General features: G+C 45.6%; 16 protein-coding genes and 1 other annotated feature. All 16 genes read left to right on the top strand.

Annotated elements, in window-relative coordinates; genetic code table 11:
• The first annotated feature begins 20 nt into the window (after positions 1-20).
• The 16 genes from KAH19_RS00680 (at position 21) to KAH19_RS00605 (ending at position 18,903) form a co-directional block, all read left to right on the top strand.
• Positions 21-707, top strand: a complete 687-nt coding sequence (locus KAH19_RS00680) for an ABC transporter substrate-binding protein (protein ID WP_246869379.1) — start codon at positions 21-23, stop codon at positions 705-707.
• A gap of 114 nt (positions 708-821) precedes the next feature.
• Positions 822-2,006, top strand: coding sequence for an ISL3 family transposase (locus KAH19_RS00675; protein ID WP_210684218.1), 1,185 nt, complete (start codon positions 822-824; stop codon positions 2,004-2,006).
• A gap of 137 nt (positions 2,007-2,143) precedes the next feature.
• On the top strand, positions 2,144-3,094 hold the full coding sequence (locus KAH19_RS00670; protein ID WP_246869378.1) for an ABC transporter substrate-binding protein: 951 nt from the start codon (positions 2,144-2,146) through the stop codon (positions 3,092-3,094).
• Positions 3,095-3,199: 105 nt separating this feature from the next.
• A complete protein-coding gene (locus tag KAH19_RS00665; protein ID WP_210684717.1) occupies positions 3,200-4,135 on the top strand; it encodes an ABC transporter permease in 936 nt (311 codons plus the stop codon).
• A 5-nt stretch (positions 4,136-4,140) separates the two neighbouring features.
• Positions 4,141-5,013 carry an ABC transporter permease gene (locus KAH19_RS00660; RefSeq protein ID WP_246869377.1) on the top strand — a complete coding sequence of 291 codons (873 nt, stop codon included), beginning with the start codon at positions 4,141-4,143 and terminating at the stop codon, positions 5,011-5,013.
• Between the two features lie 12 nt (positions 5,014-5,025).
• Positions 5,026-6,024 carry an ABC transporter ATP-binding protein gene (locus KAH19_RS00655; protein WP_210684715.1) on the top strand — a complete coding sequence of 333 codons (999 nt, stop codon included), beginning with the start codon at positions 5,026-5,028 and terminating at the stop codon, positions 6,022-6,024.
• Positions 6,021-6,980, top strand: a complete 960-nt coding sequence (locus KAH19_RS00650; protein ID WP_009145788.1) for an ABC transporter ATP-binding protein — start codon at positions 6,021-6,023, stop codon at positions 6,978-6,980. Before KAH19_RS00655 ends, KAH19_RS00650 begins: the two co-directional genes overlap by 4 nt.
• Before the next feature lie 205 nt (positions 6,981-7,185).
• Positions 7,186-8,232 carry a Fic family protein gene (locus KAH19_RS00645; RefSeq protein ID WP_210684714.1) on the top strand — a complete coding sequence of 349 codons (1,047 nt, stop codon included), beginning with the start codon at positions 7,186-7,188 and terminating at the stop codon, positions 8,230-8,232.
• Between the two features lie 199 nt (positions 8,233-8,431).
• Positions 8,432-8,644: a binding site (T-box leader), on the top strand.
• Positions 8,645-8,768: 124 nt separating this feature from the next.
• The gene (pheS, locus tag KAH19_RS00640) at positions 8,769-9,800 is read left to right on the top strand and encodes a phenylalanine--tRNA ligase subunit alpha (protein ID WP_210684713.1); all 1,032 of its coding nucleotides are present in this window, start codon (positions 8,769-8,771) and stop codon (positions 9,798-9,800) included.
• Positions 9,801-9,812: 12 nt separating this feature from the next.
• Positions 9,813-12,266, top strand: a complete 2,454-nt coding sequence (gene pheT, locus KAH19_RS00635) for a phenylalanine--tRNA ligase subunit beta (protein WP_210684712.1) — start codon at positions 9,813-9,815, stop codon at positions 12,264-12,266.
• A 168-nt stretch (positions 12,267-12,434) separates the two neighbouring features.
• Complete coding sequence (locus tag KAH19_RS00630) at positions 12,435-13,199, top strand: cyclase family protein (RefSeq protein WP_210684711.1); 765 nt, start codon at positions 12,435-12,437, stop codon at positions 13,197-13,199.
• Positions 13,200-13,640: 441 nt separating this feature from the next.
• On the top strand, positions 13,641-15,572 hold the full coding sequence (locus tag KAH19_RS00625; protein ID WP_210684710.1) for a YadA-like family protein: 1,932 nt from the start codon (positions 13,641-13,643) through the stop codon (positions 15,570-15,572).
• 117 nt (positions 15,573-15,689) lie between these two features.
• Entirely contained in the window at positions 15,690-16,145 is a 456-nt protein-coding gene (locus tag KAH19_RS00620; RefSeq protein WP_210684709.1) for a hypothetical protein, read from the top strand.
• 241 nt (positions 16,146-16,386) lie between these two features.
• Positions 16,387-17,349, top strand: coding sequence for a ComEC/Rec2 family competence protein (locus KAH19_RS00615; RefSeq protein WP_210684708.1), 963 nt, complete (start codon positions 16,387-16,389; stop codon positions 17,347-17,349).
• A 184-nt stretch (positions 17,350-17,533) separates the two neighbouring features.
• On the top strand, positions 17,534-18,310 hold the full coding sequence (locus KAH19_RS00610) for an HNH endonuclease (protein ID WP_210684707.1): 777 nt from the start codon (positions 17,534-17,536) through the stop codon (positions 18,308-18,310).
• Between the two features lie 59 nt (positions 18,311-18,369).
• Complete coding sequence (locus KAH19_RS00605) at positions 18,370-18,903, top strand: hypothetical protein (protein ID WP_210684706.1); 534 nt, start codon at positions 18,370-18,372, stop codon at positions 18,901-18,903.
• Positions 18,904-18,922 lie beyond the last annotated feature (19 nt).

Here is an 18,922-nt window from a genome sequence, read left to right as displayed (position 1 = left end):
TTTTGAAAGGAAGGTGCATTATGAAAAAATTATTAGTATTCCTCATGGCGGCTTTGATGATCGTTGCTATGGCTATAGCAGGCTGCGGCGGCGATGACAAAAAAGCTGACAACGGCAGTACTGCACACAAGGAGAAGTTGGTTATCGGTACCGATGCCGATATCAACAACCTTAACCTGCAAAAACAACAGGACGCTGCCAACAACGTTATTCTGAAGAACACTCACCAGACTCTGGTATTCTTCAATAACGGCTCTCAAGGCAAGGAGCGTTTCGGCCCCGGTCTGGCTACCGACTGGAAGTTCGTAGATGATACCCATATCATCATGAACCTGCGTAAGGACGTATACTTCAACGACGGTAAAAAGACTCCGATGACTGCAGATGACGTTAAATTCACCCTGGATATGGCAATGAAAAACGTTATCAAATCCGCTCTGGCAGGCTATGTAAAATCTACCGTTAAAGACAAATATCAGATTGAAATCGAAATCAGCTCCTATAACAACGAGTTCATTCAATCTCTGTCCTCCGTTCCTCTGTCCATCCAATCCAAAAAGGCTTATGATGATGGCGTAAAAGAGCCGTGGCTTATCGGCACCGGCCCTTACAAATATGACAAATGGGTTCAAGGCGAATACTGCCGTCTGACCAAGGTTAAGGATTATTGGTTCTATAATAAGTGTTGGGGTATTGACCTAGATTAGGTCAATACTTCCAGCACTTATTTTTTAGACAAAAAATAAAGCATAAAATGCTGGAATTGTAGTAAAATATCATCGACCAAAACAATACAATCTACAAAGGAGACCAGACACCTTATGCTTCATGACAATTATACACAATCCATTCCTTTTTTTAAAGGGGTAAACACAAAATACTTTGAGGAAGATGAATCAACAGGATCATATAAAGCCTTTATAGAGATGCCTTTGAAAGAACATCGTTGTCCTCACTGCGGTAATAATACTACTTATATTAAGGATTACAGACTCCAAACGGTCAGGGACTTGGTTGTTTTAGGCAAGCCGTTAATTGTCACAATAAGAAAAAGACGTTATGTTTGCAAAAACTGCAATACTACTTTTACTGAAGAAAATCCATATATAAAAAGATATTGCCATTTTCCAGACAGGCTTTATCTTGAATCAATCAAAGAAACTTTCTGCTTGCAGAGCTTTTCATCAATAGCTAAAAGATTTGGAGTATCTGTAACCAGTATAATAAGATGGTTCGACAAGCTCAATTTCCCTCACCCCAAATTGCCGGAATGCATAGCAATAGATGAATTCAGAGGCAATGCCGGTGGTGAAAAATTCCAATGCAATATTGCAGATCCTGTAAAACATCAAGTAATAGATATCCTGCCGAGTCGTAATACGGAGAATCTTTGTAAACATTTCTTAGAATATCCATATAAAGAACGTGCTGCAGTCAAGAAAATAGTTATGGACCTAAGTACTTTGTTCAGGTCTGTTGCCAAGACCATGTTTCCAGAAGCCAAGATAGTAGCAGATAAGTTTCATGTTATCAGAGTAGTCATAAACAGCCTGGAGAACGTCAGAAAACGCATTCAGAAAGAATTTCATGCAACAAAAAGGAAATGGTTCAAGCGAAGTCGCTATCTTTTGCTTAAGCCGGAATACAAGCTAACAGATGAAGATAAAACAGAGTTAGCTAGGATGCTTAACTCATCCTACGATCTTGAAAAAGCATATGTTTTGAAAGAACGTTTTTATGAAGTATTCAGGAAACAGACAAGAACTGAAGCAAAAAAAGAACTGGGAAAGTGGTTATTGTTGGCAGCTGATTTATCACTTCCTGAATTTCGGCATTGCATTACGACTTTTAGTAATTGGAAGATTGAAATTGCAAATATAATTGGCGAAAGAGTTTCTAACGGGTTTATCGAAGGAAGCAATAATAAAATCAAAGTATTGAAGCGAATCAGCTATGGTGTGCAGAATTTCGATAGGTTTCGTAACAGAATACTGTATCTGCAATAAAATATTGTGAAAATGCATTAGGATAACTATTTCTTATTACAAAACAAAAACAAAACTAGCCTCCAATATAAATATACTAGAGGCTAGTTGAATTGCAAAAATAATTATGTATTGTCTAGGTCTATGATGTTAAAGTCTTGAATACCCCAAAACTTGACATAGAACCGGATTATTGGGGCAACAACCTGCCTGCAACCGAAAACTTTGCTCCCGGCATATCCGATATCATCGAATTCCGTCCGATGATCGAAGCTTCTGCTCGCGTAATGGCTCTGCAGGCCGGCGAAATCGATGTATGCGTAAATCCGCCTATCAGCGATCTGAAATTCTTGAAGGATGACAAGAATATCACTGTTTACGAACAACCCGGTACCCGTCTGTTCTACTTCGCATTCAACGTTGAGAAGAAACCTTGGGATAACCAAAAACTGCGTCAGGCTGTAGCTTGCGCAATCGACAAGAAATCCGTTCTGGACGCTGCTCTGAATGGCAAAGGCACTCTGCAAAAAACCATTCTGAACCGTGGTCTGTGGGGCTTCTATGATGAAATGCCCGGCTATGACTACAACCTGGAGCGTGCTAAACAGCTGATGAAGGAATCCGGCGTAACCGGTCCTATCAAAACCACTCTGACCTATGCAACCGGCGCTCCCTATGAGCAGATTGCAACTGTTATCCAAGCTAACCTGGCACAAATCGGTATTACCGTAGATCTGGTTCCGATGGAGCAAGCTGCTCTGAAGGCTGCCTGCAAGGACGGCAAACAAACCCTGTTCCTGTGGCGTTGGAACGAAGACTCCAAGGTTGACTTCGTATATCGCGACCTGTTCTACACCGGTTCCGGTTCCAACTATCATCACTTCTCCGATCCGAAGGCTGACAAGCTGATTGATGATGTTGCAACCCTGAAGGATCAGAACAAACGCATGGAAGCAGGCGTTGAGCTGCAAAAATACCTGGTTGACGAATGCCCGCAGGTTCCTCTGTACATTGCTAACCTGGTAGTTGCCTACAATAAAAACCTGAAAGGTCAATATTTCTACGGCGGCGGCAACCACGATTGGCGTCATGCTTATATCGCTAAATAATTTTGCTGAAAAATTTACAAAGGCGTAAAACAAGGGAGGCGTAGTCCTCTCTTGTTTTATCATAGCACCTTTTAATTTGAGTTTTACAGAAAGGAGCTTTGTTGAATGCTTAAATATGTTGTCAACAGACTCCTCAGTTTGATTCCGGTAATTTTAGTAACCTCTTTTCTGATTTACTGGGCTATGAGTCTTACTGAGGGCGACCCCGCAATGATGATTGCCGGCGACGGCGCTTCTAAAGAAATGATTGCACAGATCCGCCATGAGCTTGGTCTGGACCAGCCTTTCCTGCTGCAATACTTTAACTATATGAGAGGTATGCTTGTAGGTGATATGGGCAAATCCTATGTAACCAACAAGGACGTATTCCATACCTTCTTCCAATATCTGCCGAACACCTTGTATCTGGGCGGCGCTGCTGTTATTATCGCTACTCTGGTATCCATTCCTCTGGGCATCTACACCGCTATCCACCAGAACACCTGGAAGGATACCGCAGGCATGATTTTCGCTCTGTTCGGTACCTCCATGCCTAACTTCTGGCTGGGCCTGATGCTGATCATTATCTTTGCTCTGCATCTGAGATTATTCCCGACCGGCGGCAACTTCGGCTGGAAGAGCCTGGTTCTGCCTGCTGTAACCGTAGGCTTCGGTCTGGCAGCTTTGATTACCCGTATTACCCGTTCCTCCATGCTGGACGTTATGCGTCAGGATTATATGACCACCGCGCGTGCTAAAGGCTGCAGCGAGCATCGTGTAATTTATAAGCATGGTCTGAAAAACGCACTGATTCCTATTATCACTGCTATCGGTCTGCAAATGTCCTTGGTTATCACCGGCTCCGTACTGGCTGAAACCGTATTCAGCTGGCCCGGTATCGGCCGTCTGGTATACGAATCCATCACCAGACGTGACATTCCGATGGTAACAGGTTCTATTATTCTGTGTTCTATTTTGATGTGCCTGATTAACCTGGTTGTCGATCTGGTATACGCATTCTTTGATCCGCGTATCAAGGCACAGTACAGCAAGAAGGGGTGAGGAAGATGGCTGCAAAGAAAAGAACTAAAAGACGCACCATGTTCCAGGAAACCTGGCATCGTCTGCTGAAAAATAAGGGCGCTGTAATCGGCATGGCCTTTCTGGCGCTGCTGTGCGTCATCGCTCTGGTAAGTCCCTTTGTTTTCGATTATGAAACCGACGTTATCGGTCAGAACCTGGCTATTAAGCTGCAGCCTCCCAGCGGGGAGCACTGGTTCGGTACCGATGAATACGGCCGTGACCTGTTTGCCCGCGTTATGTACGGCGCACGCTATTCCATGGCTATCGGTATCGGTTCCGTTGGCTTCGGTCTGATTGTTGGTACCATTTTAGGCTCTATTGCCGGCTTCTACGGCGGTAAGGCCGATGATATCATTATGCGCGGTATCGATATTTTCTACTCCATTCCTAACATTCTGAAGGCAGTAGTAATCGTATCTCTGCTGGGCACCAGCACCATCAACCTGATTATTGCTCTGGCAATTTCCTGCGCAACCAACTATGCGCGTATCGTGCGTGCTTCCGTTATGACGGTGCGCGATTTGGAATATGTTGAATCCTCCTATGCTATGGGCCTGCCCACCTGGAAGATTATTCTCAGACATATCCTGCCGAACTGCCTGTCTCCGATTATCGTACAGACTACTCTGCTGATCGGTACTACCATTATTTCCGCTTCCTCCCTGAGCTTTTTGGGTATCGGCGTACCGGCACCTGCTCCCGAATGGGGCGCGCTGCTTTCCGGCGGCAGAGGTCATATTCGTGATGCCAGCTACATTTGTGTTATTCCCGGTTTAGCTATTATGTTTACCGTATTAGCCTTGAACCTGTTGGGCGATGGCCTGCGCGATGCGCTGGATCCTAAGCTGAAGAAATAAGGGGGCTGCATTATGGATTTAGTATTAGATATTAAGGACCTTGTGGTCCATTATGAAACAGAAGACAGCGATGTACATGCTGTCAACGGCATTGATATTGCTATCGGCAAAAAACGTACTCTGGGCCTGGTAGGCGAAACCGGTGCGGGCAAAACCACTACCGCACTGTCTATCATGAACCTTGTTCCGGATCCTCCGGGAGTTATCAAAAGCGGTACGATTAAGCTCGAAGGCAAAAACGTACTCGAAATGAGCGAGCGTGAGCTGGAGGAAATGCGCGGTAACGACGTGGCAATGATTTTCCAGGACCCGATGACCGCTCTGAACCCTGTTATGACCGTAGGCGAGCAGATTGCCGAAAGTCTGGAGCTGCACCAGAACCTTACTCCGGAGCAATCTCTGGAAAAGGCTAAGGATATGCTGAAGCTTGTTGGCATTGCCGAGGCAAGAGCCAACGACTATCCGCATCAGTTCTCCGGCGGTATGAAGCAGCGTGTAGTTATTGCTATCGCGCTGGCCTGCAGCCCCAAGCTGCTGATTGCCGATGAACCGACCACCGCGCTGGATGTAACCATTCAGGCGCAGGTACTGGAGCTGATGAAGGATCTCATCAACAACCGCGATATGTCCATGCTGATGATTACCCACAGCCTGGGTATCGTTGCCGAGGTCTGCGACGATATGGCAGTTATGTATGCCGGCCGTATTGTGGAGAAGGGCACTGTTGACGATGTATTCAACAACATGCGCCATCCTTACACCGAGGGCCTGTTCAACAGCCTGCCTAACCTGAAGGAGCAGGGCGAAATGCTGGAGCCTATCAAAGGCCTGATGCCCGACCCGGCGGATTTGCCGCCCGGATGCACCTTCGCTCCGCGTTGTCCCTATGCTACCGAAGCATGCTCTGCCTCCGTGCCTGAGCTGCATTCCGTAGATGGCAGCAAAACTCATTTTGTAGCCTGCCACGCTTATTCCAGACCCGGATTTGCTTTAAGGAGGAACCAAAAATGAGTAATGCTCCGCTGTTAGTTATTGACAATCTGTCCAAATATTTTAATACCGCTGCAGGTCAGCTGCACGCTGTCGACGGTGTAAGCTTTACTCTGGAGGAGGGCAAAACTCTGGGTATCGTAGGCGAATCCGGCTGTGGTAAATCCACCACCGGACGCTGCATTCTGAAGCTGATTGAGCCCACCAGCGGCAAAATCATCTTTCAGGGCAACGATATCACCAAGCTGAGCCGTAAGGAAATGCGCCCGCTGCGCCAAAAGATGCAGATGGTATTCCAGGATCCGTTTTCTTCTCTGGACCCGCGTGAAACCGTTATGCAGCTTATCAGCGAGCCGATTATTGAGCATAAGCTGATTAAAGGCAGGGAAGCGATTGAAGAACGCACTCTGGAGCTGATGCGTACCGTTGGTCTGGCTGAGCGCTATGCCAATGTATATCCGCATGAGCTGGACGGTGGCCGTCGTCAGCGTATCGGTATTGCCCGCGCTTTGGCGATGAACCCCAAAATCATCGTTTGCGACGAGCCAGTTTCCGCGCTGGACGTTTCCATTCAGGCGCAGATTCTGAACCTGCTCAAACAGCTGCAAAAGGATTTGGGCCTGACCTATATTTTCATCACCCATGACTTGTCCGTAGTAAAATATTTCTCGGATGATATTGCTGTTATGTATATGGGTACCATGGTAGAAAAAGCACCTGCTAATCTGCTGTTTAAAAATCCGCTGCATCCATACACCAAGGCACTGCTTTCGGCAATTCCTCTGCCTATCGTGGGCAAGGATAAGCCTAAGCGTCAGGTTATCAAGGGCGAAATTACCGCTCCTATCAACCTGCCGGATGCCTGCCGTTTCATGAAGCGCTGCGACTGCCCGGTTGCCGGTGTTTGTGATAAAGGCAATCCTGTACTGCGCGAGGTTGAGCCGCAGCATTTTGTGGCCTGCTCCTGCGTAAAATAATTTATATTGAAAAAATTAATCGCCCTCTGAAAAGCTGATTTCAGGGGGCGGTTTTGTTTAATATTTGTTACTTTCGTCCAATTATATACCAATTTTGGACGAAAGGTTAAGGAGTTGGATGAATAGGGTCGGGTTTTCCCTTATCCTATTGGTGATTCCCTTATTTTATGGTATAATTTAAGGGAATGGAAGGAGGAGTAAGGGAATGAGAAGCTTTAACTACTCAATAATTAGAGAACAAAAATGGGATTCAGAAATTTTGAGCTTGATAGCTGCAATTTATAAAGAGGCAGGTAAACAGGAGCTTTTTGTAAAGCAACGGCCGGAAGAGCTTAATAAGCTGGTAGAAATAGCAAAAATTCAAAGTACGGAAGCGTCTAATGCGATTGAGGGCATTGTTACGACTAGCACTAGAATACGTGAGCTTGTAAACGAGAAAACAACACCGAGAAATCGTGATGAGCAGGAAATTGCCGGCTATCGTGATGTATTAAATATAATACATGAGAATTTCGATGTTATCCCCATCTCCAAAAACTATATTTTACAGCTTCATAAAATTTTGTACAACCATATGAATAACCAATTTGCAGGGAGAACTAAGAGCGTGCAAAATTACATAAGTGCTACTTACCCGGATGGTAGTACTAAGATTTTATTTACACCGCTTGCTCCTTACGAAACACCGGAAGCGCTTGAGCGTATCTGTGAAGAATATAATAGAGTAATAGGTAATTTGGAGTTAGAGCCACTTATTGCTATACCTGTTTTTATTCATGATTTTTTATGCATTCACCCATTTAATGATGGTAATGGAAGAATGAGCCGTTTGCTTACAACCTTACTTTTGTATAGAAGTGGTTTTTATGTTGGAAAATATATTTCTTTGGAAGCTAAAATTGCTAAGAATAAGGATTTGTATTATGAAGCTTTGGCTGATTCGCAAGTAGGCTGGCATGAGGGTAAGGAAGATGCTATACCATTTGTAAAATATATTTTGGGGACAATTCTTGCTGCTTATAAAGACTTTGAAGAACGTATGATTATCATTGAGCCTAAGCTTTCTGCGCTGGAAATGGTACGTAGAGCAAGTGAAAATAAAATCGGACGCTTTAATAAGCAGGATATTCGTGAGCTTTGTTCTACGCTTAGCGACAGCTCTATTGAAGCTGCTCTGCGTAAGCTGGTGCTTTCCGGTGAATTGCAAAAAGAAGGCAAGGGGAAAAGCACTTGCTATTTTAGAGTTAAATAGGGTTATATCTGAACCGCCCTCTGAAAAGTTAATTTCAAGGGGCGGTTGTTATTATATTTGCTGGTTTCATCCAAATAGATGATGGTTTTGGACGAAAAGCAAATAGGTTGGATGAAAGAAGATAATAATAAATCATTTTTCCCCTCTTTATCTTTTGCTCAAAAAGTGCTATAATAAACATCAAATTGAATCGACCCCTGATAACACGATGAACAAGCAAGTAGGTTTAAGGCTGTGTTTAAGAGAGCGAAGTCACCGGCTGTAAGCTTCGCACACAAAATTATACCGAAGTTCCCTTGGGAGTGTCCTGCCTGAAGGCCGCATGGCTGCGTAGGGTGGGCGTAAGGCTGCGTTAAAGCTTGCAAATGAAGGAACAAATTTGGGTGGTACCGCGAAGCTTTTCGCCCCTGTAAACTTATCAGTTTTGCAGGGGCGTTTTCTTATTTTTGGGTGACAGTCTATAAAGCACCATCTGCTGCGGTTATTCCGCGTATCTGATACTTTCTAAGCTGTCAAAGGAAGAAAGGATGAAATCAATGAAAGAAAAATTAGAAGCATTAAAAGCACAGGCTTTAGAAGAGCTTGCTGCCGTAACTTCTCTTGATGCGCTCAAGGACCTGCGCGTCAAATATCTGGGCAAAAAAGGCCCGATGACCGAAATCCTGCGTGGCATGGGCAAGCTGCCTGCCGAAGAGCGTCCGAAAATCGGCCAGATTGTTAACGAAATCAAGGCTGAGCTGGAGGGTAAAATCAACGAAGCAACTGCAGTGCTGGAGAAAAAAGCGCTGGCTGACAAGCTCGCTAATGAGCAGGTTGATATCACTCTGCCGGGCCGCAAGCCGAAAACCGGTCATCTGCATCCCGTAACCCTGACCATGCGTGAGATTAAGAAAATCTTCATGCGCATGGGCTTTGACGTTTGCGACGGTCCGGAAATCGAGGACGTATACCACAACTTCACCGCACTGAACCTGCCGCCTGATCATCCGGCACTGGATATGCAGGATTCCTTCTATATCACCGAAAACTATCTGCTGCGCACCCAAACATCCGGCGTGCAGGCGCGTACCCTGGAAAGCAAGGAGCCTAACACTCCGATTCGCATGATTTGCCCCGGTACTGTTTACCGCTGCGACTACGACGCAACCCACTCCCCGATGTTCCATCAGGTAGAAGGTCTGGTTGTAGATAAAAACATCAGCCTGGCAGATTTGAAGGGCACTCTGGAGCTGTTCTGTAAGCAAATGTTTGGCGAGGATGTAAAGGTTCGTCTGCGTCCTTCCTACTTCCCGTTCACCGAGCCTTCTGTAGAAGTAGACGTATCCTGCCCGATTTGCCATGCTAAGGGCGGCGGCTGCCATGTTTGCAAGGACAGCGGTTGGCTGGAAATCCTTGGCGCCGGTGTTGTACATCCCAACGTACTGCGCATGAGCGGTTATGATCCCGAGAAAATGACCGGTTTTGCCTTTGGTCTGGGCGTTGAACGTATCGCTATGCTGAAATACGGCATTGACGATTTGCGCCTGTTCTTCGAAAACGACCAACGCTTCATCAGTCAATTCAAATAAGGAGGATCAATCATGCTTGCATCTTTAGAATGGTTAAAACAATATGTAGATATTAACATCTCCGTTGCGGAGCTGTGCGATAAAATTACCCGTGTCGGCCTGGAGGTTGACACTGTAACCCAACTGGGCAAGGGCCTGGAGGGTGTTATCACCGGTAAGGTTATGGAAATCCATCGTCATCCCGACAGCGACCACCTGTGGGTTTGCATGCTGGATTACGGCCAAGGCGGCGAGCCGGTGCAGATTCTTACCGGCGCGCAAAACGTACATCAATATGACATTGTGCCTGTTGCCGTAGTTGGCAGCGTACTGCCTCCGAGCGAGCGCAATCCTGAGGGCCTGAAGCTGAAAAAAGCTAAAATGCGCGGCCTTGATTCCTTCGGCATGCTGTGCAGTGCCGATGAGCTGGGCATTGAATCCAAGCTGCTGCTGCCGGAGCAAAGAAACGGCATCTTCATTCTGCCGGAAAATACTCCGATTGGCGTAGACATCAAAACCGTTTTAGGCTTGGATGATACCGTTATCGATATCGACCTGACCAGCAACCGTGCGGACTGCTTCAGCATTATCGGCTTGGCGCGTGAAATCAGTGCTATTACCGGCTGCCCGCTGAAAATGCCCGCTATGGACGTTAAGGAAGCTGCCGCAGGTAAGGCCAGCGATTATGTAAACGTAAAAATTGACGCACCGGAGCTGTGCTCCCGCTTTGCTACCCGCGTGCTGAAGGATATCAAAATCATGCCTTCTCCCGAATGGATGCAGCGCCGTCTGCGTGCCTGCGGCGTGCGCCCCATCAGCAACGTAGTTGACGTTACCAACTATGTTATGCTGGAGCTGGGCCAGCCGATGCATGCTTATGATGCCGACAAGGTTGCAGGCCACACTCTGATTGTGCGCCGTGCAGAAGAGGGCGAAAAGCTCGTTACCCTCGACGGCAAGGAGCGTGAGCTGACCTCCGCTATGATTACCATCGGTGATGCCGAAAAGGCTGCCGGTCTTGGCGGTGTTATGGGCGGTCTGTTGACCGAGGTTACCGACGAAACCAAGAACGTTATTCTGGAGGCTGCTTCCTTCCATGGTCCTTCCATTCGCCGCACCTCCCGTGCATTGGGCCTGCGCAGTGAAGCCAGCGGCCGTTTTGAACGTGGCGTGGATACCATCCGCGACCATGATGCACTGAACCGTGCTGCTCATTTGCTGGAGCAGATGGGTGCCTGCGAAACCTTCAGCGGTATCGTAGAAGCTTATCCGGAAGAGCTGAAGCCGGCAGTAATTACCACTACCGCAGCAAAGATTAACGGCCGCATCGGCGTAAATATCGCTGAGGACGAAATGGTTGCTATCCTTACTAAATTGGGCTTCGGCGTAGAAGCAAAGGACGGCGAGCTGCTGATTACTGCTCCTACATGGCGCCGTGATATTGACTGCGATGCCGATATCAGCGAAGAAATTGCCCGTATGCATGGCTATGACTTTATCGAAAGCCATCAGCCGGAGCTGACCATCACCCAAGGCAGCCAGTCTGTGCTGGACGATGTTAAGGACGATGTACAGGATTACATGGTAGGCGCAGGCCTGAGCGAAATGATGACCTACAGCTTCATCAAGGCTAACGCTTACGATAAAATGCTGCTGGCAGCAGATGATGCACGTCGTAACTGCATCGAGCTGCTGAACCCGATTACCGACGCTTTCTCCGTAATGCGTACCACTATGGTTCCGAGCGCACTGCAGACTGCTTCCTTCAACCTGCGCAACCACAACAGCAGTGTTGCCCTGTTTGAAATCGGCCGTATCTTCCTGCCGAAGGCACTGCCGCTGACCGAGGATCCCGCAGAGCGTCAGCTGCTGACCGCAGTACTGAGCGGCAGCCGCAAGGCTCTCAACTGGTGCGATGATAAAGGCAACGTTGACTTCTATGATATGAAGGGCATCGTTGAAGGACTGCTGGAAGCAATGCAGGTGAGCGATTACACTATGACTCGCAGCCAACAGCCGTACCTGCATCCGGGCAAGAGCTGTGACATCGTTGTTAATGGCGAGGTTATCGGTTCCTTCGGCGAGGTACACCCGGTAGTTCAGGAAAACTTTGAGCTGGATCAGGTTACCTATGTGCTGGAAATGGCCGTAGAGCCTTTGGTAGCAAGCGCAACCGCTGTACCGCAATATAAGCATCTGCCCAAGTTCCCGAGCATGAGCCGTGATATTGCCGTTGTTGTTCCGGCAGAGGTAACCAACGCCGAGCTGGAGCAGGTTATCCGTGCGCATGCAGGCGAGCTGCTGCAGGGTGTGCGTGTATTCGACATCTACACCGGCAAGCAGGTTGCTGCAGGCTGCAAATCCATGGCCTTCAACCTGACCTATCAGGCTGCAGACCGCACCCTGACCGACGCTGAGGTTGATGCTTCTATGAAGAAGGTAATTGCTGAGGTTGCCGAAGCATATAAGGCTAAGCTGAGAGATTAATTAAGATATAATTACTACGTATAAAAGGACTCGCTGCCGCTGTTTAGCGGTGGCGAGTCTTTTGCGTTGATACAAAGATTCTGTTATGCAAATATTTGCTTTACAAAATCATATCAATGTACTATGATAATGGTGACGACCAATATTTTTTATTGAGGGGGGTTTCTTATGTACAAATTATGGAACATGTTAGCAGAAATGAAATCAGATGCTTATGAATGGGTGGAGCTTTCCCACTCCATGAACAATGACAGCCCGGTGTGGAGCGGTATTCCCGCAGGCTCGGTGGAGGTTAGCAAGACGGTTTTCAATTGGGGCAACCCTATGCTGGAATGCCTGATTCAGACATTCAAATTCCCCGGCCAATACGGCACCCATATTGACTTTCCCGGTCACTTTGTTAAGAATATGCCTTTGTCCGAAGCATTCGGCGCGCAGCAGATGCTGTTTCCCTTGTGCGTAATTGATATTACCGCCAAGGTTGCAGAGGATGTGCATTATGCCGTAACGGTGGAGGATATCAAGGCCTATGAAGCGGAATACGGACCGATTCCCGACGGCGCCTTTGTGGCACTGCGCACTGATTGGTATAAAAATTGGCCGGATATGGATAAGCTGAGCGGTATTGCTGCAGATGGCAGCGAAAACTTCCCCGGCTGGTCCCTGCCGGCGCTGCAATATATTTATGAAGAGCGCAATGCTGCAGCCAACGGCCACGAAACACTGGATACCGATGCTTCGGCAGAGGCTGCCAAGGCAGGAGATTTGGCGTGCGAGCGCTATGTGCTGGGCAAGGGCAAGCTGCAGATTGAAGTGCTGCAGAACCTGGACCGCGTGGCACCTGCGGGAGCATTGCTGGTTGCTGCCTGGCCGCGTATTGAAGGAGCGACCGGCTTGCCGGCGCGCGTACTGGCGATTACTCCGAAAAAATAATAAATTTACAAGTGTTAAACTGACGGTTTAAGAATGAAGCGTACATACTGTTTGCCGGTATGTACGCTTTTTTATTGGCGGGAAAGGTAATGAAGAAAGCAGGAGAAATTACCAATTACAGTGGAGGCAAGAGAGAGAAGCTTGTGCAAAAGCTGAGTGTGCTTTTACGTAAAACTTGTAAAATTTTAGTCACAATAAATTGTCTTAATTTGTATTGTGAGGCGAAAAAGGGTAAGAGTTTAAAATAAAGCCAACAAAAGCCAATAGAATGAATCTAAACTCTCAGGCTAAAGGCTTCTGTGTATACATAAAATTTTCCGCATATTGCCTTGCATTATTGATAATGCAAGTGGTATAATATTAGTGATAAAAGTTGAAATCGGGAGCCTTGACCGGTTTGGCAAACTTTATTAAAATTTAGAAGAAAAGAAGGGCTTATCAATGAAAAAAATGTTGGCAAAAGCTGTAGCACTCAGCTTAGTATTGGGCGGCGTTGCTTTTGTTTCTAATAATGCATTGGCTGCTAAAATTGGTCCTGCATTAGATGTAGGTGGGCAGAGCGTACTGAGCTATAAAGATGGCCTAGTAATTAATGATGATGTTGAAAAAAATAAAGCAAACATTGCTACCAATAAAGCAGATATCAAAGCAAATAAAGAAGCAATTGATAAAGAAGTAAAAGATCGTCAAGACGCAATCAAGCAAGAAATAGTGCAACGTACTGTGTCTGATTCGAACCTGCAGACGAATATTAACAATGAAGCAGCAGCTCGTGAAGATGCTGACAACAAACTTGGCGAAGATATCAAAGCTAACAAAGAAGCAATTGATAAAGAAGTAAAAGATCGTCAAGACGCAATCAAGCAAGAAATAGTGCAACGTACTGTGTCTGATTCGAACCTGCAGACGAATATTAACAATGAAGCAGCAGCTCGTGAAGATGCTGACAACAAACTTGGCGAAGATATCAAAGCTAACAAAGAAGCAATTAAAAAAGAAGAACAAGCTCGTAAATATGACAGCTTAATCTTGGGAGATAACATTACCAAAGAAAAAAATGCTCGTGAAGATGCTGACAACAAACTTGGCGAAGATATCAAAGCTAACAAAGAAGCAATTAAAAAAGAAGAACAAGCTCGTAAATATGACAGCTTAATCTTAGATGATAAGATTACCCAAGAGAAAAATGCACGCGTAGAAGCTGACAACAAACTTGGCGAAGATATCAAAGCTAACAAAGAAGCAATTAAAAAAGAAGAACAAGCTCGTAAATATGACAGCTTAATCTTAGATGATAAGATTACCCAAGAGAAAAATGCACGCATTGATGCTGATAAAGCAGAAGCAGCAGCTCGCAAAGATGCTGACAAAGCACTGAGCGACAGAATCAACCAAAATGCAGCAGATATCACTCAAGAAGCACTTGACAGAGCAAATGAAGATAATCGTTTACAAAACGAAATCAATCAAAAAGCTGACAAGACCACTGTAGCAGAAAACACTGCAGCAATTGAGTCTAACAAAGCTGCAATCGAAAAAGAGAAAAAAGATCGTGACCATGCAGACCAAAAACTGCAGGATCAAATCACTATCAACAAAGGTCAAATCGTAAACGAAGCAGCAGCTCGCAAAGATGCTGACAAAGCACTGAGCGACAGAATCAACCAAAATGCAGCAGATATCACTCAAGAAGCACTTGACAGAGCAAATGAAGATAATCGTTTACAAAACGAAATCAATCAAAAAGCTGACAAGAGCACTGTAGCAGAAAACACTGCAGCAATTGAGTCTAACAAAGCTGCTATCGCTCAAGAGAAAAAAGTTCGTGAACATGAAGACCAAAAACTGCAAGATCAAATCACTATCAATAAAGGTCGAATCGAAAACGAAGCAACCAACCGTGCTAATGAAGACAAACGCATCGAAGCTAAATTTGATGGCGAAGTTTCCCGTCTGGACAGCAAAATCGACAAACTGGATACTCGTGTAGAAAAAGTTGGCGCTATGGCTGCTGCTATTGCTAACCTGCACACCATGGGTTACGATCCGGAAGCTCCGACCGAAATCGCTGTAGGCGTTGGCCAATACCGTGATAAGACCGGTATGGCTCTGGGTGCATTCCACTATCCTAACCGCGACTTCATGCTGAGCTTCAGCGTATCCACCGCTGGCGACGAATTCATGGGCGGCATTGGTGCAACCTGGAAATTCGGCCGTAAATCTCCGGAAGAACTGCGTCAAGCTGAAGCTGAAAAAGCTGCAAAAGCAAAACTGGCTAAAGCAGAAGCTGCTAAAAAAGCTGCAAAAGACGCTCGCGTAGCTGCTCAACAAAAGAGACATGCTGAAATGCTGGCTGCTCGCACCGGTAAATAATTAATTTTAAAGAATTAATTTAAAATCCACTAATTATCAAGAGGGCAAGGGTGACTTTGCCCTCTTTTTGTTATATAATGGATATAATAAAATTGTTGATTATGCGAGGTGCAAAAAATGCGTTACATTAAGCTTTTGATAATGCTGATATTATTGAGTATTGCTGCCGTAGGCAACTGCCAGAACCTGCAGAAGGCGGGCGAAACCGATGTCGGCGTACTTTATGTGGATGTTGATTCGGCGCAGAGCCTGAGCAAGGACGGACAGCTGTATCTGGCCGTGTTTGCGGAGGAGCAGTACACAGACGTCGATTTTCTGAATTTGCTGCACGAGGACGAATCGCTGCAAAACGCTGTCGGTGCCATGTATTTGTATCTGTTCAACAGCAACGGTACGGAATATACCAAGGCAGCACACTATATTATTGATAAAGACGGCAAGGTGTGCCTGGACATGGGCGGTGAAGCAGCAGTGCAGCAAACAAAGGGCAACAAGGAAATGCTTAATGTATATACCAAGGCATTGGATGCATTAAACAAAAAGGTGCAGCAAAATAAATGGCTGCATAAATAAAAGCCTGCTGTAAAATTCCGAGCACGCAGAACCTGCGGGAGCATTGCTCATTGCAGTTTGAGCGTGTGTGCCGGTGCTTACAGAAAAAATTAGCAAAATTTTATATACTTTAAACTGACAGATTAAAAATGAAGCGTACATACTGTTTGCTGGTATGTACGCTTTTTTATTGGCGTGATATAATAAATATATCAGCAAACGAAGCTGCTAATTTGTAAAAGAAAAGGGAAGTAAGGTACACATGCGTAAATTAAAGTTTGTTTTTCAGATTATCATAGCCTTTATCGTGGCACTGGCAGCGTACAGCGGCCTGTATCAGCCTAACGCCGAAAGCGTGCGCGCCACAGTCAAAAACAACATGCCGCAGAGCATGCAGCAGAAGCAGGACACAGGTGCAGCGCAGGGCAGACTGCGCATCAGCGTGCTGGATGTAGGGCAGGCGGATGCGATTTTGCTGCAGGACGGCAAGCGTAATATTATGATTGACGTGGGCAACGACGTTAAGGACAAGGTTGGTGACAGCGGCGGCAGGCAGGCGTTGATTAAGGCGCTGGACAAGGCCGGAGTCAACAGGATTAAAACTGTTTTTGTGACGCACCATCATCGTGACCATATGGGCAATATCATGTACGTGCGCGGTAAATACGGCGTCAGCAATATTTATGACAGCGGTTATGTCAACAGCGGCTACAAGGCCTCCGTGGCGCTGGACCGGGATTTGCGCGCCGGCAGGTATAACGGACAGGCGCTGAAGGCCGGGGACAAAATTACGATTGACAAAAATTATTATATCGAGGTGCTGGCGCCGGGAGATTTCCTTAGCAAAAAGGATCTGAAGAATATGAACAACACCAGTCTGGTGCTGATGCTGCATTACGGCAGCTTTAAGATGCTGCTGACGGGTGATGCGGAGGCGCCGGTGGAGGATGCGCTGCAGCAAAAATACGGCACTGCGCTGCAGGCGGACGTGCTGAAGGTGGGCCATCACGGCAGCAAGACATCGTCCTATTGGCCGTTCATCAGCAAGGTTAAGCCTAAATACGCGCTCATCAGCTGCGGTGATTTTTCGATTTACAAGCATCCGAACAAGAACGTGGTGGGCAGCTTAACGCATCTTGGCGTGAAGGTGCTGACGACGCACGATCATGGCACGCTGACGGTGACAACGGATGGCAAAAGCTTTGATGTGCTGACGGAGCGGTAGAAATGGTGAATAAATTTGACTTGTAACGTAAAATGGGTTACAAGTCAAATTTGCGTAGAATTTATTTTATATGTACAAGCGTGTTTGAATGTACAGACGTAGTGGTAACGGGCTTGCAGTTGCCTAAGAAGCGGATGTGGGGTAGAATAGGGAATAGAAAGAAGAAGCGGAGGTTGGATCACTTATGGCTAGAAATTTATGGTCTAGGGACGAGATGATTTTGGCCTTAAATCTGTATTTAAAAATGCCATTTGGTAAAATGCATAAAACCAATCCTGAGGTAATCAGAGTTGCGAAGCTTATTGGCAGAACTCCTGATGCTGTTGCCTATAGGCTTGTTAACTACGCTTCCTGTGATCCGATGCTGAAGCAACGAGGCATTTCCGGTATGCAGCATGGTGGTCCTAAGTGCCAGCAGTACTGGGATGAATTTTCTCATGACAGAGAAAAGCTGATATACGAAAGTGAAGCTATTCTTGCGCACTACGAGCAGTCAACAATCGAAGAAAAATATCAGCAACAGTTACAAGATATCCCTGATTATCTTGTAGGTGCAGAAAAATTAAGCTTGATAAAGCAAAGAGTTAATCAAGATGTCTTTAGAAGCTTAGTTATGGCAAATTTCAATGGCAAGTGCGCGCTCACCGGGATAGATATTCCTGAATTGCTGGTAGCAAGTCACATTATTCCTTGGGCGATGAATGAGAAAGAACGCTTAAATCCAAGCAATGGCATATGCTTATCAGCATTGTATGACAAGGCGTTTGATAAAGGGATTATCGCTTTTGATGAAAATAACAGAACTATCTTCTCGTCCAGATTAGAAAAAGCAATTACGCAGGAATATTACGTAAGGTATTTTTTGCCTATTAAAGGTAAAGAATTAGCTGTTCCCGGCAAGTATAATATCGACAAAACCTTTTTAGAATGGCATAGGGATTGCATATTTGAAAAAGCGTGAAGCTTGTCTGTTGTTAAGTAAATATTAGAGAATGTAGTCAAGAAAAGGATAGGCAAAATATGAGCTTTGTAAGCAATGTTTATATTATCAAAACCCTTAGTACAGCTAAAGCATTAACGCTGCAAGAAGGTCAGGTATATAGAGATATATCAGAAATGGATATTTGTAATGATACATATTTTACCGCTTGCTTTGGCGAAGGGGCTTATGCTTGTATGGACGAGCTGCAGGACACAGAAGCTTTGGCAGATGCTACTGCAAGATTTTATGAGCTAGTTAATGTGCATGCTGATGCTACTGAATGTGAACTCAAAAATAATGTTATTGTCATTAAAAGAGGCTATCTTAAGCAGTACTTTGATAATAAAATAGCCGGTCTTAAGAATATTATAGATAAGGCTGCCGGCAAAGATTATTTGAAGATAAAATATCAAATCAAAGATTATCTTGAAAGTATCGATGAACACGTATATCCGACGCAAGACAGCAAGGGACATTTTATTCAGTCATTGGATTCTTGGCTGGAAAATTATCTGGAAGCTGATAAGGATACTTATATACAGATTGTCGGACAGTTCTCGGTAAGAGGATGAAGACTTTAGACATAAAAAA

The sequence above is a fragment of the Phascolarctobacterium sp. Marseille-Q4147 genome (assembly GCF_017968825.1).
Lineage (GTDB): Bacteria > Bacillota > Negativicutes > Acidaminococcales > Acidaminococcaceae > Phascolarctobacterium_A.
The sequence above is the reverse complement of the archived record's forward strand: the minus strand, read 5'-3'. Positions and strand labels throughout refer to the sequence as shown.

Excerpts from the sequence above, each read along its gene's own strand:
- KAH19_RS00620 (WP_210684709.1), top strand. The coding sequence starts at position 15,690 with ATGCGTTACATTAAGCTTTTGATAATGCTGATATTATTGAGTATTGCT.
- KAH19_RS00645 (WP_210684714.1), top strand. The coding sequence starts at position 7,186 with ATGAGAAGCTTTAACTACTCAATAATTAGAGAACAAAAATGGGATTCA.
- KAH19_RS00680 (WP_246869379.1), top strand. The coding sequence starts at position 21 with ATGAAAAAATTATTAGTATTCCTCATGGCGGCTTTGATGATCGTTGCT.
- KAH19_RS00615 (WP_210684708.1), top strand. The coding sequence starts at position 16,387 with ATGCGTAAATTAAAGTTTGTTTTTCAGATTATCATAGCCTTTATCGTG.
- KAH19_RS00660 (WP_246869377.1), top strand. The coding sequence starts at position 4,141 with ATGGCTGCAAAGAAAAGAACTAAAAGACGCACCATGTTCCAGGAAACC.
- KAH19_RS00630 (WP_210684711.1), top strand. The coding sequence starts at position 12,435 with ATGTACAAATTATGGAACATGTTAGCAGAAATGAAATCAGATGCTTAT.
- KAH19_RS00655 (WP_210684715.1), top strand. The coding sequence starts at position 5,026 with ATGGATTTAGTATTAGATATTAAGGACCTTGTGGTCCATTATGAAACA.
- KAH19_RS00605 (WP_210684706.1), top strand. The coding sequence starts at position 18,370 with ATGAGCTTTGTAAGCAATGTTTATATTATCAAAACCCTTAGTACAGCT.
- KAH19_RS00610 (WP_210684707.1), top strand. The coding sequence starts at position 17,534 with ATGGCTAGAAATTTATGGTCTAGGGACGAGATGATTTTGGCCTTAAAT.
- KAH19_RS00625 (WP_210684710.1), top strand. The coding sequence starts at position 13,641 with ATGAAAAAAATGTTGGCAAAAGCTGTAGCACTCAGCTTAGTATTGGGC.
- KAH19_RS00665 (WP_210684717.1), top strand. The coding sequence starts at position 3,200 with ATGCTTAAATATGTTGTCAACAGACTCCTCAGTTTGATTCCGGTAATT.
- pheS (WP_210684713.1), top strand. The coding sequence starts at position 8,769 with ATGAAAGAAAAATTAGAAGCATTAAAAGCACAGGCTTTAGAAGAGCTT.
- pheT (WP_210684712.1), top strand. The coding sequence starts at position 9,813 with ATGCTTGCATCTTTAGAATGGTTAAAACAATATGTAGATATTAACATC.
- KAH19_RS00675 (WP_210684218.1), top strand. The coding sequence starts at position 822 with ATGCTTCATGACAATTATACACAATCCATTCCTTTTTTTAAAGGGGTA.
- KAH19_RS00650 (WP_009145788.1), top strand. The coding sequence starts at position 6,021 with ATGAGTAATGCTCCGCTGTTAGTTATTGACAATCTGTCCAAATATTTT.